Source organism: Bifidobacterium callitrichidarum, assembly GCF_003129905.1.
GTDB classification, from domain to species: Bacteria; Actinomycetota; Actinomycetes; order Actinomycetales; family Bifidobacteriaceae; genus Bifidobacterium; species Bifidobacterium callitrichidarum.
Map to the genome: position 1 here is coordinate 113,384 of NZ_QFFM01000006.1, position 14,753 is coordinate 128,136.

Consider the following 14,753-nt stretch of genomic DNA (forward strand, 5'->3'; position numbering starts at 1 on the left):
GATATCATGAGTTTTTCCCGCATCCCCTCCGGCCCCGCCGCGCCCATGCCCGCGCCTCCGGCGGCGGCCGGTCCCACCATGACCCCGGCGGCCGCGCGGCTCAAGGAACAGCACGAACGCAAGAAGAACCTGTTCCTGCGCCATCTCGACCGCGTCTCCCTGAGCAGCAAACTGGTGGTGTGCACCATCGCCGTGCTGCTCATCGGCGTGACGGTGATCTCCTTCTCCATCCGCACGCTGGTGGGCAACTACATGCTGGAGAAAATCGACAGACAGCTCAACCAGCAGCGTGAACTGGTGTTCAACAACATCGATCTGCTGGCCAAGAACGACTCAAGCGGCATCAACTCATACTTCCTGCAGATTCAGTACACGGACGGCACCACGGACGACAACGGCGACCCGCTGACGGTGACGCCGTTGCTGCCGCAGCTGCAGAGCGGCATCGTGTCCATGCCGGTGCTGCCCACCGACGGAGACACCACCGGCATCAAACTCGGACAGATCTTCACCGCGCCGGCCGTGGCCAGGCAGGTCAAGCAGGTGCAGAGCGAAAGCAGCCAGTCCACCTCGCCGGACAATTCCGACAAATCCAACGATTCGGGCAATTCCGAAGGATCCAGTGGTTCCAATGGTTCAAGCGGGTCTGATAGCTCCGGCGGGTCCGCGGATGGCCAGAGCGGATCGGATACGCAGAACGGCACGGGAAACTCGGATAGCAGCTCAGGCAGCGGACAGAGCGAATCTTCGGGCGGCACCATCAGAATCCTGGGCAACCCCTCGGGCAACGTAAGCCATTCGATTATTTCTGCGGCCAATTCGCCGTGGCGCATCCTGCCGCTGCAATTCACCGGGCCCGACGGTAAGGGCGGCGAGAAGGTGCGTGGCGTGGTGTACATCGGCCTGTCGCTTTCCGACCAGATTGACATCATGAACACCCTGACCCGCTACTGCGTGGTGGTCGGCATCGCCGTACTGCTGCTGGGCGGATCGCTGTCCACGCTCATCATTCAGCACACGCTCACCCCGTTGAAGCGTATGGAAAAGGCCGCCGCCAAGATCGCGGCCGGCGACCTGAGCCAGCGCATCCCCTCCGCTCCCGAGAACACCGAAGTGGGTTCCCTGGCGGCGTCCCTCAACACCATGCTGGCCCGAATAGAATCGAGCTTCCATGAGCAGGAGGAGACCACCAACAAGATGAAGCGGTTCGTCTCCGACGCGAGCCACGAGCTGCGCACGCCGCTCGCCGCAATCCACGGCTACGCGGAGCTGTACAAGATGCAGCGGGACATGCCCGGCGCCTTGGAACGCGCGGACGAATCCATCGAACACATCGAGAAATCCAGCCAGCGCATGACCGTGCTGGTGGAGGATCTGCTGTCCCTGGCCCGACTGGACGAGGGCCGCGGCATCGACGTGACCGGCACCGTGCGCCTCTCCTCGCTGGTGACCGACGCGGTGGACGATCTGCACGCGCTGGACCCCGAACGCGCCATCACCCGCCAGATCATCATGCTGGAGCCCGCACGCGATCTCAACCATCCGGCCACGCTCCATGTGGAGGAAGGCGACTGGCAGGACGTGACCTTGCCCGGCGATGCCTCGCGCCTGCGCCAGGTGGTGACGAACATCGTGGGCAACATCCACCGTTACACGCCCGTCGATTCCTCGGCGGAAGCCGCGCTCGGCGTGATGCCCGCCGCCATCGACCCGAAGCAGCTCGCCAAGATGCCAGCCACAGACGCTTCGCTGCGCCGTTTCATCGATGCCGCCGAAGTGGGCTCCTCGATGCAGACCGGTTACAAATACGCGGTGCTGCGGTTCATCGACCACGGTCCCGGCGTGCCGGATGCTTCGCGCTCGCAGATATTCGAACGCTTCTACACGGCCGACCCCTCCCGCGCCCGTGAAAAGGGCGGTACGGGTCTCGGCATGGCCATCGCGCAGTCCGTGGTCAAGGCACATCACGGCTTCATCTGCGCAACGGCCACCGATGGGGGAGGTCTGACCCTGACCGTGGTACTGCCTATCGAGCCGATGGCCTCGGCTGTTGCCGCCCAGCCTGCCGGTGCCGGATTGGCCAGCGGCAAGGCGAAGGACGGCAAGTCGGGCAAGGGCGCGAAGAACGCGAAGGGCAAGCAGAAGTCCTCGTGGTTCTCCGGCGAGAGTCGGGGCCAAGCCGCCCAACCGCCGGCGCAACCGGTGCAGCCGGTGCAGCCTGCACAAGTTGCCCAGGTGAATGCGTCGGGGCAGACGAATCCGGGTCAGCCGGGCCAATCGGATCGGAGTGGCCAGCCGAGTTGATTGGCGGCAGGCCTTCCGACTCAGCCCAAAGCGTGAGGTCAAGCCCTTTGCGGTAAACTGGTACTTTGGTTTACTACTGATTGAGGATTAAGGAAGGTTTGCAATGCCCACCGGTCGAGTTCGTTGGTTTGACGCAGCCAAGGGATATGGCTTCATCACCAGTGAGGAAGGCAAGGACGTGTTCCTGCCGGCTCAGGCCCTGCCCGCAGGCGTGACCACGCTGCGCAAGGGTGCCAAGGTGGAGTATTCCGTGGTGGACGGTCGCCGCGGCCCGCAGGCCATGGGCGTGCGCACCATCGCCTCCGCCCCGAGCCTGGTCAAGGCCACCCGCCCGAAGGCGGACGACATGGCCGCCATCTGCGAGGACCTCATCAAGATGCTTGACACGGCCGGCAACACGCTGCGCCGCCATCGTTACCCCTCCGCAGCCGAAAGCAAGAAGCTGGCCACCCTACTGCGCGCCGTGGCGGACCAGTTCGACGTACAGGACTGAAGATTTGTCTATGACTGATAACACCGAAACCGCAGCTGCGCCCGATCCGCGCGCCATCGCGCAGGCCGTGCTGCTCGAAGTGGCCGACGAGCCCGAGCAGGTGGGGAACTTCGTCGAGGCGATCGAACTCGAGGACCATGTCACCGACTTCCGCTTCCAGGCCGCCGTGCGCGGATACGAAGGCTGGCAGTGGTCGGTGACGCTGTTCCATGACATCGAGCTGGATTCCTGGACCGTCAACGAATCCTCGCTGGTGCCTACGGACAGCGCGCTGATGCCGCCCAAGTGGGTGCCGTGGAAGGATCGTCTGGAACCCACCGATCTTTCCCCCACCGACTCCATCGGCACCGATCCGGACGATGAGCGCATCGAGCCCGGCGAAGTGGAGGAGTCCTCGTTGGAGGACGTGAACGACGCCGTCCAGACCTTTCGGCTCACCCGACGCCATGTGCTGAGCCCGCTGGGCCGCGCGCAGGCCGCCAAGCGCTGGTATGAGGGCCCGCGCGGTCCCAAGGCGCTGAGCACCAAGACCGCCGAGGGCAACCTGTGCTCCACCTGTGGTTTCTTCGTGCCGCTGACCGGCGAGCTGGATCGCATGTTCGGCGTGTGCGCCAACAAGTGGAGCCCGGATGACGGCCGCGTGGTCTCGTTGGATCACGGTTGCGGCGAGCACTCCGAGATCGAGCCTCCGGAGCCGAGCCATCTGTGGGTGCAGTCCAAGCCGGCCTTCGATGACATGCATGTGGATGTCGTGGCTTCGGCGTCGCACCGCAAGGGCCAGGCGACGGATGACGATGCCGAGGATGAGGAATCCGTGGAGGAGGCTCTGTCCGGGGTGATCGCCGATGCTGCGGCTGCCACTGCTGCGCAGGATGCGACGACGAATGACATCGATGGCGTCGATGATATCGATGAGCGTAACGATGACAGCGAAGTTGCGCCGGTGTCCGAAGATGAGGAGGATGACGCCGATTCGGATGAGGCCACCGAAGAGGACATCCTGCTCAACACCGAGCCGGACAGCGACGATGACGATTTGGATGACGAATCCGATGAGGATCCCGAAGGCATCGTTACCGTGGACGACGATGTGGCACCCGGTTTGGAAGCCGTTGTCGATCTCATTGAACAGCTCCGTCAGGCGAAGGCCGAATCGATGGCATCCGACGAGGATGATGATGACGAGGATTCGGACGTCGTTGCCGATTCCGGCGAATCCGAAGAGCCTGTGGATTCGGATGATTCTGATGAGTCGGACGCGCTCGAAGATGCCGCCGGTTCCGATGACGATGATGATGCGGGTTTGGATAACGTTGACGATTCCGGTGACTTCGATGAGTCCAAAGTGGGTGAATTCGATGAACCCGACGTGAATTTCGCAGATGAGCCGGATGCGGCGGAAACGGTGAATGATGCCGAATCCGTTGAGGCCGGTGTCTCCGACCCGTCTACAGAGGCCGCGGAGTCCACCGGTCACGACACGGCAGTTGAAATGGACGGTACCGACCACGATGAGGCCGCCGAGGACCATGCCGCTGAAACGGACTCCGCCAATTCGCGCTAGTTTCGCGGGCGATTCAACGGCACCGTCCGTTTTCCAACGACATGTTTAACGACATGTTCCAACGTCATGTCGCTATAAGCCGTGGCCGGCCCTGTCGACCCCGCTCCACGATTCTGGCGCATCGACTCATTCCCTTGCGCAACAATTCCGGGAAATCAACCGCATCGTCCCGGATTTGTTACGCTGAGTGTTGGTGAGTGCAACAAATCCGGGAGCAATGGGCTGATTACCGGGATTTGTTGCACTGAGCTGTGGTAAGCGCAACAAATCCGGGACGATGCAGCTGATCTCCCGGATTTGTCGCGCGAAAGATGGTTTGGCGGTGAATCAGACCTGTACGACAGTGGTCCACTGGCAACATGCCCTCCGTGAGGGACGACATTGCGTGTGTCACGTAGCCGCACCCGTGTTTCCGACGGCCTATATCCCATCCATTCGTTTCATTTGGCTCTGTTACACCAGAGCGGACATTGATGATTTCGGGTCATGGGAATTTTTGTGGTGCTTGAGAAGCCTGATGCAGGGTCCGCCGCTGGTGGAATGCACTCATGTCGATTGACTGTTTTCCGGCCGCGTCTGGCTAGTCGCGTCAAAACTCTTGTAAATAAGCCGCTCTTGATCTTAGTGGATTGATCATCGTAGACTATCCAAACTATTAGAAATATGCATTGCAGAGACTACTTCCACATGTTGCAGCCTCGTAAAAATAACACCTCGACACGCCTACTCCCGTAAGGTCAAACCCCGGTTATAAACACCACAAAAGTTCCTATAGCCACTGATCTACGGCTCTTAAAATTGTTGACATTCCTCGGAATGCCAACAACAGGGAACTGGATGTACGTCGGTTGGTTGAACGGAGCGTCATATTCCGCCATAAATGGTTCCTACCGGATTTTCGGCACTCCCGCTTCTGAAAGCTTGGCACCCAAGCGCACGCGATCGATCACATCTTCGTAAAACAAATGCACGATGCTGGTCACTCCTTGGTTTGCAAGATGCTGTTCCCTGCGATAAGCGTAGTTGAGCTTCGCCTGCAGACTCGCACGATTGGGGTTGCTGGTATCCGCGTATTTCGCCATACCGTCGTATTCGGCCACGATGATGCGGCCATCGGCGAGTTTCCAGCAGAAATCGACCCGATACGGCATCCTCAGATTATCGGGATTGTCGAATGTCTCCTGCAGCTGCGGCACTGCGTACCCCAACTCGATGATGCATCCGCATGCCCATGATTCGCCGCCGCTTTCCCTTAAGGGATCGGCGTATTGCAGAAGCCGGCGTACCGCCGATTCGTCGCAATTCGTCTGCAGCATCAGCACGGTAACGTCCATAGCGCTGACACGGCCGGCCCGCAACGCGGAATCATAGATCGCCAGTGCATACGGGAACGAGATCGTCGCGCAATCGATGAGCGTACGGGCCGGTGACGTAACCAGTATCTCACTGCATCGCCACTTCGGTACGTTGGACATGTAGATGCGTTGCAATCGTTTGGTGTCATGATGTCCGGTGCCGTTGGACGAGGCGATGAAAACCGTACCGTCATGCAACGAGTAGGAATGCTGGTATCCATATATACATGCGGCGCTGAGCCCGGCGAATACCCATTGCGGGTGAAGCGTGGCCAATGCGCGGATGATATGCAGTGATTGCTGCTCAAGGCTGAGATTGTTCCAGTAGGATTGCGATGCGAACAGATTGGGGTAGGGGGATATGAGTTCTCCGGTCCTGACCCGTCGTCGCAGAGCATGGTAGAGAGCCCGATTGGCTCCGATGACGCAGCGCTGCGATGCTTCGGATTGCCGAAGAGCTGCCGATACCTCTTTGTGCTCCTTCATATTTCGACGCTAAGGCAGCGTCCGTGCACAGTGCAAGCTGAAACGACCATTGTGGTTCCAGCTTCCTGTTTGGCAGTGAATTGTGGATAACTGTGCCGCTTATTTGAACATTTGTTCAAATGAATGTGGCTAAAAGTTATTATTGCACCTCGTTATTGTTGACTCTCCAGGATTTTTTGGAGATCCGATTCTCGTCGGAGGGTGTAACGAGGCAAGCCCTTAGCTCGATATAACTATATGACCTATAGCAAAGCGTCGGGCAATACGCTGGCGAAGTGTCGGGCAATACGGTGCAACAATTCCGGGAAATCAGCCGCACCGACCCGGAATTGTTGCGCTGAGTGACGATAAGTGCGACTGTATTGTCTTGGGGCATGGTTGACGGGGTCTCTTGGGGCATGGTTTACATGTGTGTTGGGGCATGGTTGACACCGGGTATGGGTTTGCGGTACTGGTAGTCGCGGGTGGTGTCGAGGGTTTGTTCGGCGAGGATCTCGCCGGTGGCCGGGTCGATGACGGTGATGATGCCGTGGCTGATTTCCAGTTCCACGGTCTTGCCGGCGTTCTCTTTGCCGACGTTGACGGTACGTCGTCCGCCCGCGATGCCTTTCTGCATGATGCAGCCGTCCTTGCTGACCTTGTGGAGTTTGGCAGGGACGGTGACATCGACCCGCGTGGGTTCCGTTCGCTCGGCGACGGGGACTGGCCTGCGCCGCCCGTTCTTCTTTTCGATGGCATCCCGTTCGCCCGCGGTTCGTGCTTCCTCGTCGCGTCTGGCCTGTTCGCGGGCGGCGATCTCGGGGTCGGGGCCGGCCTTGCCCTTCGCCTCGTACGCTTCCTTGGGCGTGCGACGGTTCAACGCTCGGTGCGGGCGTTCCTCGTTGTATTCGCGGCGGAACTCGTCGAGCTGCCGGTTGAGCGCGTCGAGATCGCGTGCGAGGGGCCGGACCATGAGCCATTGCTTCAACGTGCGGTGCCATCGTTCGATCTTGCCCTGCGTCTGGGGATGATACGGTTTGCCGTTCTTCTGCCGCACGCCCATCAGGGCGAGCAGGCGCTCGAACGATCCCGGTTCGGCCGACAAAAGCCGGGTCGTGTACACGGTCCCGTTGTCGGTGAGCGTGGACGAGGGAATCCCGTACCGGGAGCACGCCTCGCGGAACGATGATTCGATCGTCTCCATCGTGACCGTCGAGAACGCGCGCGAATACAGGAGGAAACGCGAATGGTCGTCGAGCCAGGAGACGATCAGCATGTCCGTGCCGTCGCCGATCGGCCAGTGGGTGAAGTCCGACTGCCATGTCTCGTTCGGCAATGCGGCCTCGAACCTCGCGTACGATGACTTCGGCCGCTTGCGCGGCTCGGGCTTGACCAAACCGGCATTCGTCAGGATCCGGTGGATCGTGGAGTTTGCGGGAGGCGCGACGCCTTCACGCTCCAGGCGGGCGGCGATGGACTCCGCGCCAGCGTCCAAACCCTTGGCAATCAGTTCCCGCCGGATCGCGACGATCCGTTCGATCAGACGCTCGTCGGTCCTGTTCGCGATGCGATGCGCGCGCTTGGAACGCGGCAGGAGCCCGGCCTCGCCTTCCCGTTCGTACCGACGTTTCAACTCGTACGCCCACTGGCGCGTCACTCCATAGCGGCGGGCCGCCTCCGTAACCGGCACGCCCGAGAGGATCGTGTTGACAATGGCCTTGTTACGCAGGAACTCACTGCGAGTCCCGTCACTATCATTGCTGGACCGTGTTGACTGCTGCTGTGACTGTGTATCCATACATGGTCAACAACCTGCGACCTGTCAACCATGCCCCAAGACACCCGTCAGGCATGCCCCAAGACATGACGTCAACCATGCCCCGAGACATACGTCAACTATCCGCTGAAACTAGACAATGGGGCGGATGGGGCAAAGCACATGAAAATGCGGATTTGGTATGCCGCCGTCCTCCCGGTCTGGCTGGTGTACGGCGAAGTCAACCACCATGCCCCGGCTCACAAAGTTCTCCAACAAAAATTGCCTTGCAAGAGCGATGTTTTCCTCAAGGGAAAATTCATTCTGCAAGGCAATGTCAAAGCTGTATGCAAGCTGGGCGTTCTTTCCACGCTCGGCTTTTTCCACGGCGTTCCATAGCGTCTGGCGGTCTGCGTATTCGGGCGGTGCATGGGACGGCAGGAGAATGTCAGAGCAGATCACGCCGCCCTTGCGTGTGTAGTCGCTGTATTCGCCGTAATACTCGCTATACAATCGCTCCCCGGCTCGGTAGGCGGCAGAAGCAATAGCGGACTGTCCTGCGCTTCGTTTAGTCTGCGTGACGCTCAGATGAAATAGTGCCATCGACTTTCAACTCCTTTTCTCTGTTTGCTTGGCTGATGTGGGTAATCGCCATATGGTGGACGGCTCGCTGGACTTCTGCCAGAGAAAAGATGTACTCCATCAGCTCTGTCATTTCGGTGCGTGTGAGATCTTTGACCTCCGGGGCAAGGCTCTCAATCGTGCCGCCCAGATTGCAAAGGCGGTGGGTGCGCTTGGTGCGTTCGCCTTTCTCCAGATACTTCTTTCGATTCTCCAGACGCTCCAGCTTGTGCTGTTCCTGCGCAAGCTGCGTCTCGGCTCGTTCCTTTTCGGCTCGGAGCTGTTCAAGGGTTTTCGGTTTTGTCATTGTGCTTGACCTCCTTTTTTGATTTTGGGGATAAAAAAAGACCGCCGACTTTTCGCATAGTGCGACCAGTCAACGGTCTGATTTTCGGTATTTGTTTTTCCAAACTTGCTGGCGGCGAACAGCATTTTATGCTGTTTGCGGACGGCAAGTCCACAGGGGATAGCCGCATTAGCGGCGCAAGGGGGTGTAGCCACCTTGACGGAACGAAGTGACGCAACATTCTCGGTCATGCAGTTTTCTTCTGCCGACCGGGAATGAAGCTCCGCAGGACGCACGATACTTCCGACAGGGGAGTATAGAAGTGCGCCCTTTAGTTCCTAAAGGGATTTTATCAGTTCGACAAATCGGAAGTTATCTATTTCTCCTCTTCGTTAAGACCTAGTTCATTACATATTACTTGCTATCCCTGATACCTTATTCTTTCTACCAGCGTTTCCTTTTTCAGATTACTGCTTAAAACACAGGAAAGCACAATTTGTAGAATACCAACCAGAAGAATCATAACAAGAATCGGGATAAGAGGAACGTGATAAACGTTCATTCCAAAAATCCCATTATGCTTCGCATAGGAAAACAGTGCATAGCCAAGGGGCAGACCGGCAGCAAGTGCGACGCAGATGGTGCCAACCGTAAAAATCAAGCCCTGTATTTGTAAGCTCAGATTCAACTGCTTATTGGTCATGCCTACCGCTTGCAGCACACCGTATTCCTGCTTCTTCGTGATGATATTGATGATCATGGTGTTTGCCAGATTCATAAACCCAATGAGACCGACAATTGCCATGAACAGATAGCAGCCAAGCTTCATCATACGGCTTGCGTATTCTGCGGTTTGCAATTCTGCGTGATAGGTGTTCAGCTTGATATGAGAAGTATCGGAGAGCAGGTCATTCAGGCTTTGCTCTACAGATGCCACATCTTTTTTATCACAGTCCACCCACAGATATCCATAGGCTGTTCCCCTCGGATTCATGGAACGGTATACACCTTCCGGAATGACAAGATAAGTGTCCGCGCTTACAAAGGATCCTGCAATCTTTCCCTGATAGGTATAGGTTTCACTTCCGTTGTCAAAGTTGAATGTAATCGGTGCACCCGCAGAATACCCGTCAGCTTCCATCCACTTGGACCAGCCAAAGAAAACATCCCCGTTTTTGACAGCCTGTGCATAGTCCATGGAACCGATATCGCCATCCCCGCGCATCATTTCAAAATCCTCTTGATTTACGATTGCAACCGGAAATTTTGTTCCGTTCAGATCTGCAGAGACGATTTCTCTCGTCAGTACATCCGTTACACCGGGGATGGATTTGATTTCTTTAATCAAAGAATCATTCAGTGGGTTGTTCTGTAGGATTGTGTCCAGATTATTCTCCGAATAGGCTTCATCATAATTCTGGGAATAATCCAGCTGCAACTCAAATTGTCCATGGTTGATTGCAATCCGCGCCTCGTGCTCCGTGTCAATATTCCCAACATAATTAGAGATAATTACAAACAATACACAGGAAAGCCCCATGGTAAGAATCGTAGCAATGGTTCTTTTCGGATTGCCTGTCACATTTGCCATTGCCATGGAGAAAACGGTGACATCTTTTCTGCCTTTTCGTCTGCCCTGTTTTTGCGTTTTGGAGCCGTCAAGATACCGTGTCGCTTCGATGGGTGAAATCCGGGAAACAATTTTCATGGGTTTGCGCAGAGCCAAAACGACCGTAAGAAACGATACAAAAATGCAGATGAGCATAATTGTCAGTGAAAACAGAGGCACCTGATGGTTCTTGATTCCGGACGATACCAGATTTCCCTGCTCCACCAGCCAGTTGAAGCTGACGTTTGCAATCAGGAAACCAAACAGCAGCCCCAGCGGTATCGAAGGAACCGCCAGAAGAATGCCCTCACGAAAGATCAACTGCTTCATCTGCTTTCTGGTTGCACCCAGCGCCTTGATTTTTCCGTACTCCTGAACCTTCTGGGCGATCCCGACCTGGAAGATATTATAAATGACCACAACGGAAAACAGCACGATTCCGAGGATCAGGGTTCCACAAACCACAATCATTTCATAGCTCGGCTGCAATACCCACTGCAGGTAGAGGTCATTGATGATCACGTTTTTCTGGTCAATGCCGCAGGAATCCGCGATTTCTTTTATAACAGGCGCAACATTATTCATAGATACATTTGCAGAATCGCTCAAGGTAAAATAGATATTATATTGCCTGTCACCCTCCGCAACACGCTCATTATAAAAATCCTGCGAACCGAATACAACATAGGAAGCCTCGATGGTATATTCATCCCGGTCATATAAAAGCCCGCTGACAGTAAATTCCATCGGTGCGTATTCCGACTGCATGCCGGAACGGTACTCCAATGTTACGGTGTCTCCGACCTTTACATCATGGTATCCCACTGCATCAAAGAAAGCGCGTCCTGCGGCAATTTCCTGCGCCTTTTCCGGATAGGTACCTTCCTTCAACACATATTCCTGATTATAGGGAAGCATTTTCCTGACCGTTTCATCCGCACTGACAAAGCCGCCATTCTCATTTCCTTTCAGGATGCCCTCCGTACACATGATGCCGATATCAGATATCTCAGCTCTGCGTTCCACTTCTTTTAATTGCGTACCATCTGCGGCGATAAACAGGCCGTAGTTGCTTCCGTATGAGCTTGCAGCCTGATCCTTCTGTAAGAGGATCAGTCCATTTCCAATTGTACTGATAATGACCAGAAGCATGGTAGTCAGGCAAATCGCCGTCATAATGAGGACACTTCTTGTCCGATTTCTTTTGTCGTTGCTGAATGCAATTTTGCTGATCGTCCTCAATTGAAATCCACCACCTGTCCATCCTCGATGACTAAAATACGGTCAGCAACCTGCGCGATCTCATCATCATGGGTAATCATTACAATCGTCTGTCCATATTTTTTTGCGCTCATTTTCAGCAGCGCGATCACCTCGTCACTTGTCTTGGAATCAAGATTTCCGGTTGGCTCGTCCGCAAACAAAATCTCCGGTCTGTTTACCAAGGCTCTTGCAATCGCAACGCGCTGCTGCTGTCCTCCGGAGAGGGTATTCGGAAGATTATGAATCCGGTGTTCAAGACCCAGTGTGGTGATAATATCATTGACATAAGCTTTATCCACTTTTTTTCCGTCAAGCCCCAACGGAAGAACGATATTTTCCCACACATTGATGGAGGATACCAGATTGAATGCCTGAAATACAAATCCGATCTTTCTTCTCCGGAAAACGGCAAGCTGATCCTCCTTCATGGAATACAGGTCCTTGTCAGACAAGATCACGCTGCCGCTGGTTGGTGTATCCAGCCCGCCCAGCATATGCAGCAGGGTACTTTTTCCGGAGCCGGATTTTCCGACAATGGCGACAAATTCTCCCTGTTGAATCTGGATATTCACATGATTGACGGCTTTGACCTGATTTTCCCCCGTCCCATAAAATTTGCAAAGCTGCTTGGTTTCTAATATCACGCCCACTCCAATGGCCTCCTTTTCTTATTTACCAGCATTGTATCAAAGGAACCTTTCATTTCACTTTCAAAAAGAGAGCAGAAGTCTTACAGATTTGAAAGACTTCTGCTCATCATCTCTACGAAAGTCCATTCTCCGGCAGCTGAATCAAAAAGGTACTTCCTTTTCTGACTTTGCCGGAGGCTACCGTGATTGTCCCACCATGCTGCTCAATAATCTGTCTGGACAGATACAGACCGATGCCAGTTCCGCTCTTTTCGCGGACTTCCGGCGCAGTCCCTCTGTAAAACCGCTGGAATATTTTATGGTATTCACTCTGCGGGATTCCGATTCCCTGATCCTCGATCTCAATTCTCACAAAGCCGGTTCTTTTTTGTAGACGGATCGTGATTTTTGAATGTTCTGGGCTGTATTTGATGGCATTGTCCAAAACGTTAATGATTGCTTCTCCAAGCCAACGTTTATCCTGCATGAGTGCACAATGCTCCAGTGATTCGTTGCAGTCGAAAATAAGTTCTATCCCTTTCTCCGCTGCCTTTGGATACGTTCGGTTTACTGCGGAGATGATCGTATCCATAATGGGAAGTGTTTTCTGATCAAGCTGAATCAAACCTGTCTCCAGTTTGGATATTTCCAGCAGAGACTGCAACAATGTTTCCAATCCGTCCAATGCACTCCGGCAGCGGATGCGAAATTCCTGTTGCTCCGTCTCACTCAGATTGTTCCGCAGCAATATGCTAAAGCAGGTATCCAAGGCTGCAACCGGGGTTTTCAGCTGATGGGAAATGTCGGATACCATTTCCTTTGTGCTTTCCTTCTCCGCTCTGGCTTCCTCTTGCAGCAGCTGGATATGATGTCCGATTGCTTCAAGCTGAAATTTCAGTCTTTCCTGCCAGACATGATCTTCTGTGTCCGGCACTACCTCAAAGTGATTTTCCCGAAATGCAATCAGGATTTGCTCTAGCTGCTCCAATCGTTTCCGACTTTCTTTCGCCTCAGCTTTCTTCCGGTAAAACAGGAACGTTAGCAAAGACAGACATAGCACTGCGCTTGTACAGCCGGTTATCATGATATTCTGCCGGAAGCGCACATAAAACGAAGTCCCTTTGTTTTCCCAGTACCCGTATTGCTCTAATAATTGCTTACCTTGTTCATTGGCTTGATGGTCGTTTCCTTTCAGCCATCCTGCGGCAACATCCATGCCGGTGGTCTCTGCGCCCGCCGCAACTTCTGTCAGGATATCCATTTTACATTGATAATCCTGATAATATAAATAGGTGGTAAAGCAGTTCAATACTGCAAAAAAGAGTAGAACCGGCAGCACCAGTGACAAGGCATCAACCCACTTTTTACGATGTCGTTTCGTCACTGACTTACCTCCTGATTCCATATATACCCAAGCCCGCGGATGTTTTTAATATAGACCGGAGCCGCCGGATCCTCTTCGATTTTCTTCCGAAGCCTTCTGATGTTCACAGCTACCGTGTTTTCATCCATAAAATCACCATCCAGATCAAACACGTTTTCTAACAGCTGTGTTTTTGAAAGAATCTGTTTCGGGTTTTGAAGAAAAAAGGACAGCATTTTCAGTTCATTCTTCGTAAGGCTTATTTCTCTTTCCTTTACGAACGCCCTCATCTCTCCGGGGATAAACACGATATCCTTTGAATGAATTTTTGGAGTTCCGGGTTCATTCTTTCTGCGGCGGAAATGAGCCTCGATTTTCAGAAGAAGTACGGAAAGGCTGAACGGTTTCGTCATATAATCGTCCGCACCGGCTTCATATCCCATGACCTGATCTGTCTCCTGATCCAACGCGGTAAGACAGATAATATATACATTTTGACAATTCCGCATCCATCTGACAAGCTCTAATCCGTTTCCATCCGGAAGATTCACATCACAAATGGCAACATCCACATTATTATCACTTGCAATTCTTTTCGCTTTTTTCACTGATTCTGCTGAAAAAACCTCATATCCGGATTTTTTCAGTGAAAATGTAATTCCACGATTTAAATTTTCATCATCTTCAACCACAAGTATACCTGGCATAGCATATGCACCTCTCTTTATTAACTATTTTTCCTCTTCGTTACATATTTGTTCTGCCTCAATATCCTCGGTAGTGACTTTCCCTGTAATATCCCTATAGGCTTCTTTTATTCCATTTTTGACCGCCCACTTAATTATAAAATATAATGCAAGTAAGACGATTATAGTGCTGTGCCAAAACTAATTCCTAATTCTTCAAACATTTCATTACCTCTGTCAATTCCGATTTGTTGCTTAATTTTCGTATTCAAATTATACCATCGACGTGCCTCACGTTTTTTGAGCGCGTAGGGTGTGGTGGTGCCTCATCGGGAATGAGCGCGAACGGTATCGGTCCT

General features: G+C 54.0%; 12 protein-coding genes and 1 pseudogene. 3 read left to right on the forward strand and 10 right to left on the reverse strand.

Features of this window, described 5'->3' with window-relative positions:
- Nucleotides 1-6: 6 nt before the first annotated feature.
- From DF196_RS04145 to DF196_RS04155, 3 genes and pseudogenes are all read left to right on the forward strand, one after another.
- Entirely contained in the window at nt 7-2,304 is a 2,298-nt protein-coding gene (locus DF196_RS04145) for a sensor histidine kinase (protein WP_421728441.1), read from the forward strand.
- A gap of 103 nt (nt 2,305-2,407) precedes the next feature.
- Nucleotides 2,408-2,797, forward strand: a complete 390-nt coding sequence (locus DF196_RS04150) for a cold-shock protein (protein WP_109056622.1) — start codon at nt 2,408-2,410, stop codon at nt 2,795-2,797.
- Between the two features lie 10 nt (nt 2,798-2,807).
- Nucleotides 2,808-3,794: pseudogene (locus DF196_RS04155) on the forward strand (DUF3027 domain-containing protein); the annotation flags it as partial.
- A 1,454-nt stretch (nt 3,795-5,248) separates the two neighbouring features.
- Here DF196_RS04155 and DF196_RS04160 read toward each other — a convergent pair.
- The 10 genes from DF196_RS04160 to DF196_RS14180 form a co-directional block, all read right to left on the reverse strand.
- Nucleotides 5,249-6,202, reverse strand: coding sequence for a hypothetical protein (locus DF196_RS04160; RefSeq protein WP_109056624.1), 954 nt, complete (start codon nt 6,200-6,202; stop codon nt 5,249-5,251).
- 403 nt (nt 6,203-6,605) lie between these two features.
- Nucleotides 6,606-7,979, reverse strand: a complete 1,374-nt coding sequence (locus DF196_RS04165; protein ID WP_170114976.1) for an IS481 family transposase — start codon at nt 7,977-7,979, stop codon at nt 6,606-6,608.
- 111 nt (nt 7,980-8,090) lie between these two features.
- Nucleotides 8,091-8,540 (reverse strand): MobQ family relaxase, encoded by a 450-nt coding sequence (mobQ, locus tag DF196_RS04170; protein WP_206603776.1) that lies wholly within the window; start codon nt 8,538-8,540, stop codon nt 8,091-8,093.
- Nucleotides 8,506-8,865, reverse strand: a complete 360-nt coding sequence (locus DF196_RS04175) for a DUF3847 domain-containing protein (protein WP_034526285.1) — start codon at nt 8,863-8,865, stop codon at nt 8,506-8,508. The genes mobQ and DF196_RS04175 overlap by 35 nt, the downstream gene beginning before the upstream one ends.
- Complete coding sequence (locus DF196_RS04180; protein ID WP_084686030.1) at nt 8,862-9,095, reverse strand: hypothetical protein; 234 nt, start codon at nt 9,093-9,095, stop codon at nt 8,862-8,864. Before DF196_RS04180 ends, DF196_RS04175 begins: the two co-directional genes overlap by 4 nt.
- 170 nt (nt 9,096-9,265) lie before the next feature.
- Nucleotides 9,266-11,629, reverse strand: coding sequence for an ABC transporter permease (locus DF196_RS04185; RefSeq protein WP_206603777.1), 2,364 nt, complete (start codon nt 11,627-11,629; stop codon nt 9,266-9,268).
- A 62-nt stretch (nt 11,630-11,691) separates the two neighbouring features.
- The gene (locus DF196_RS04190; protein ID WP_109056626.1) at nt 11,692-12,366 is read right to left on the reverse strand and encodes an ABC transporter ATP-binding protein; all 675 of its coding nucleotides are present in this window, start codon (nt 12,364-12,366) and stop codon (nt 11,692-11,694) included.
- Nucleotides 12,367-12,478: 112 nt separating this feature from the next.
- Entirely contained in the window at nt 12,479-13,729 is a 1,251-nt protein-coding gene (locus DF196_RS04195) for a sensor histidine kinase (protein ID WP_202962063.1), read from the reverse strand.
- Nucleotides 13,726-14,415 (reverse strand): response regulator transcription factor, encoded by a 690-nt coding sequence (locus tag DF196_RS04200; RefSeq protein ID WP_033495412.1) that lies wholly within the window; start codon nt 14,413-14,415, stop codon nt 13,726-13,728. Before DF196_RS04200 ends, DF196_RS04195 begins: the two co-directional genes overlap by 4 nt.
- 24 nt (nt 14,416-14,439) lie before the next feature.
- Nucleotides 14,440-14,580: a DUF6019 family protein gene (locus DF196_RS14180; protein WP_420804979.1), complete on the reverse strand. Its 141-nt coding sequence runs from the start codon at nt 14,578-14,580 to the stop codon at nt 14,440-14,442.
- Nucleotides 14,581-14,753: the final 173 nt, after the last annotated feature.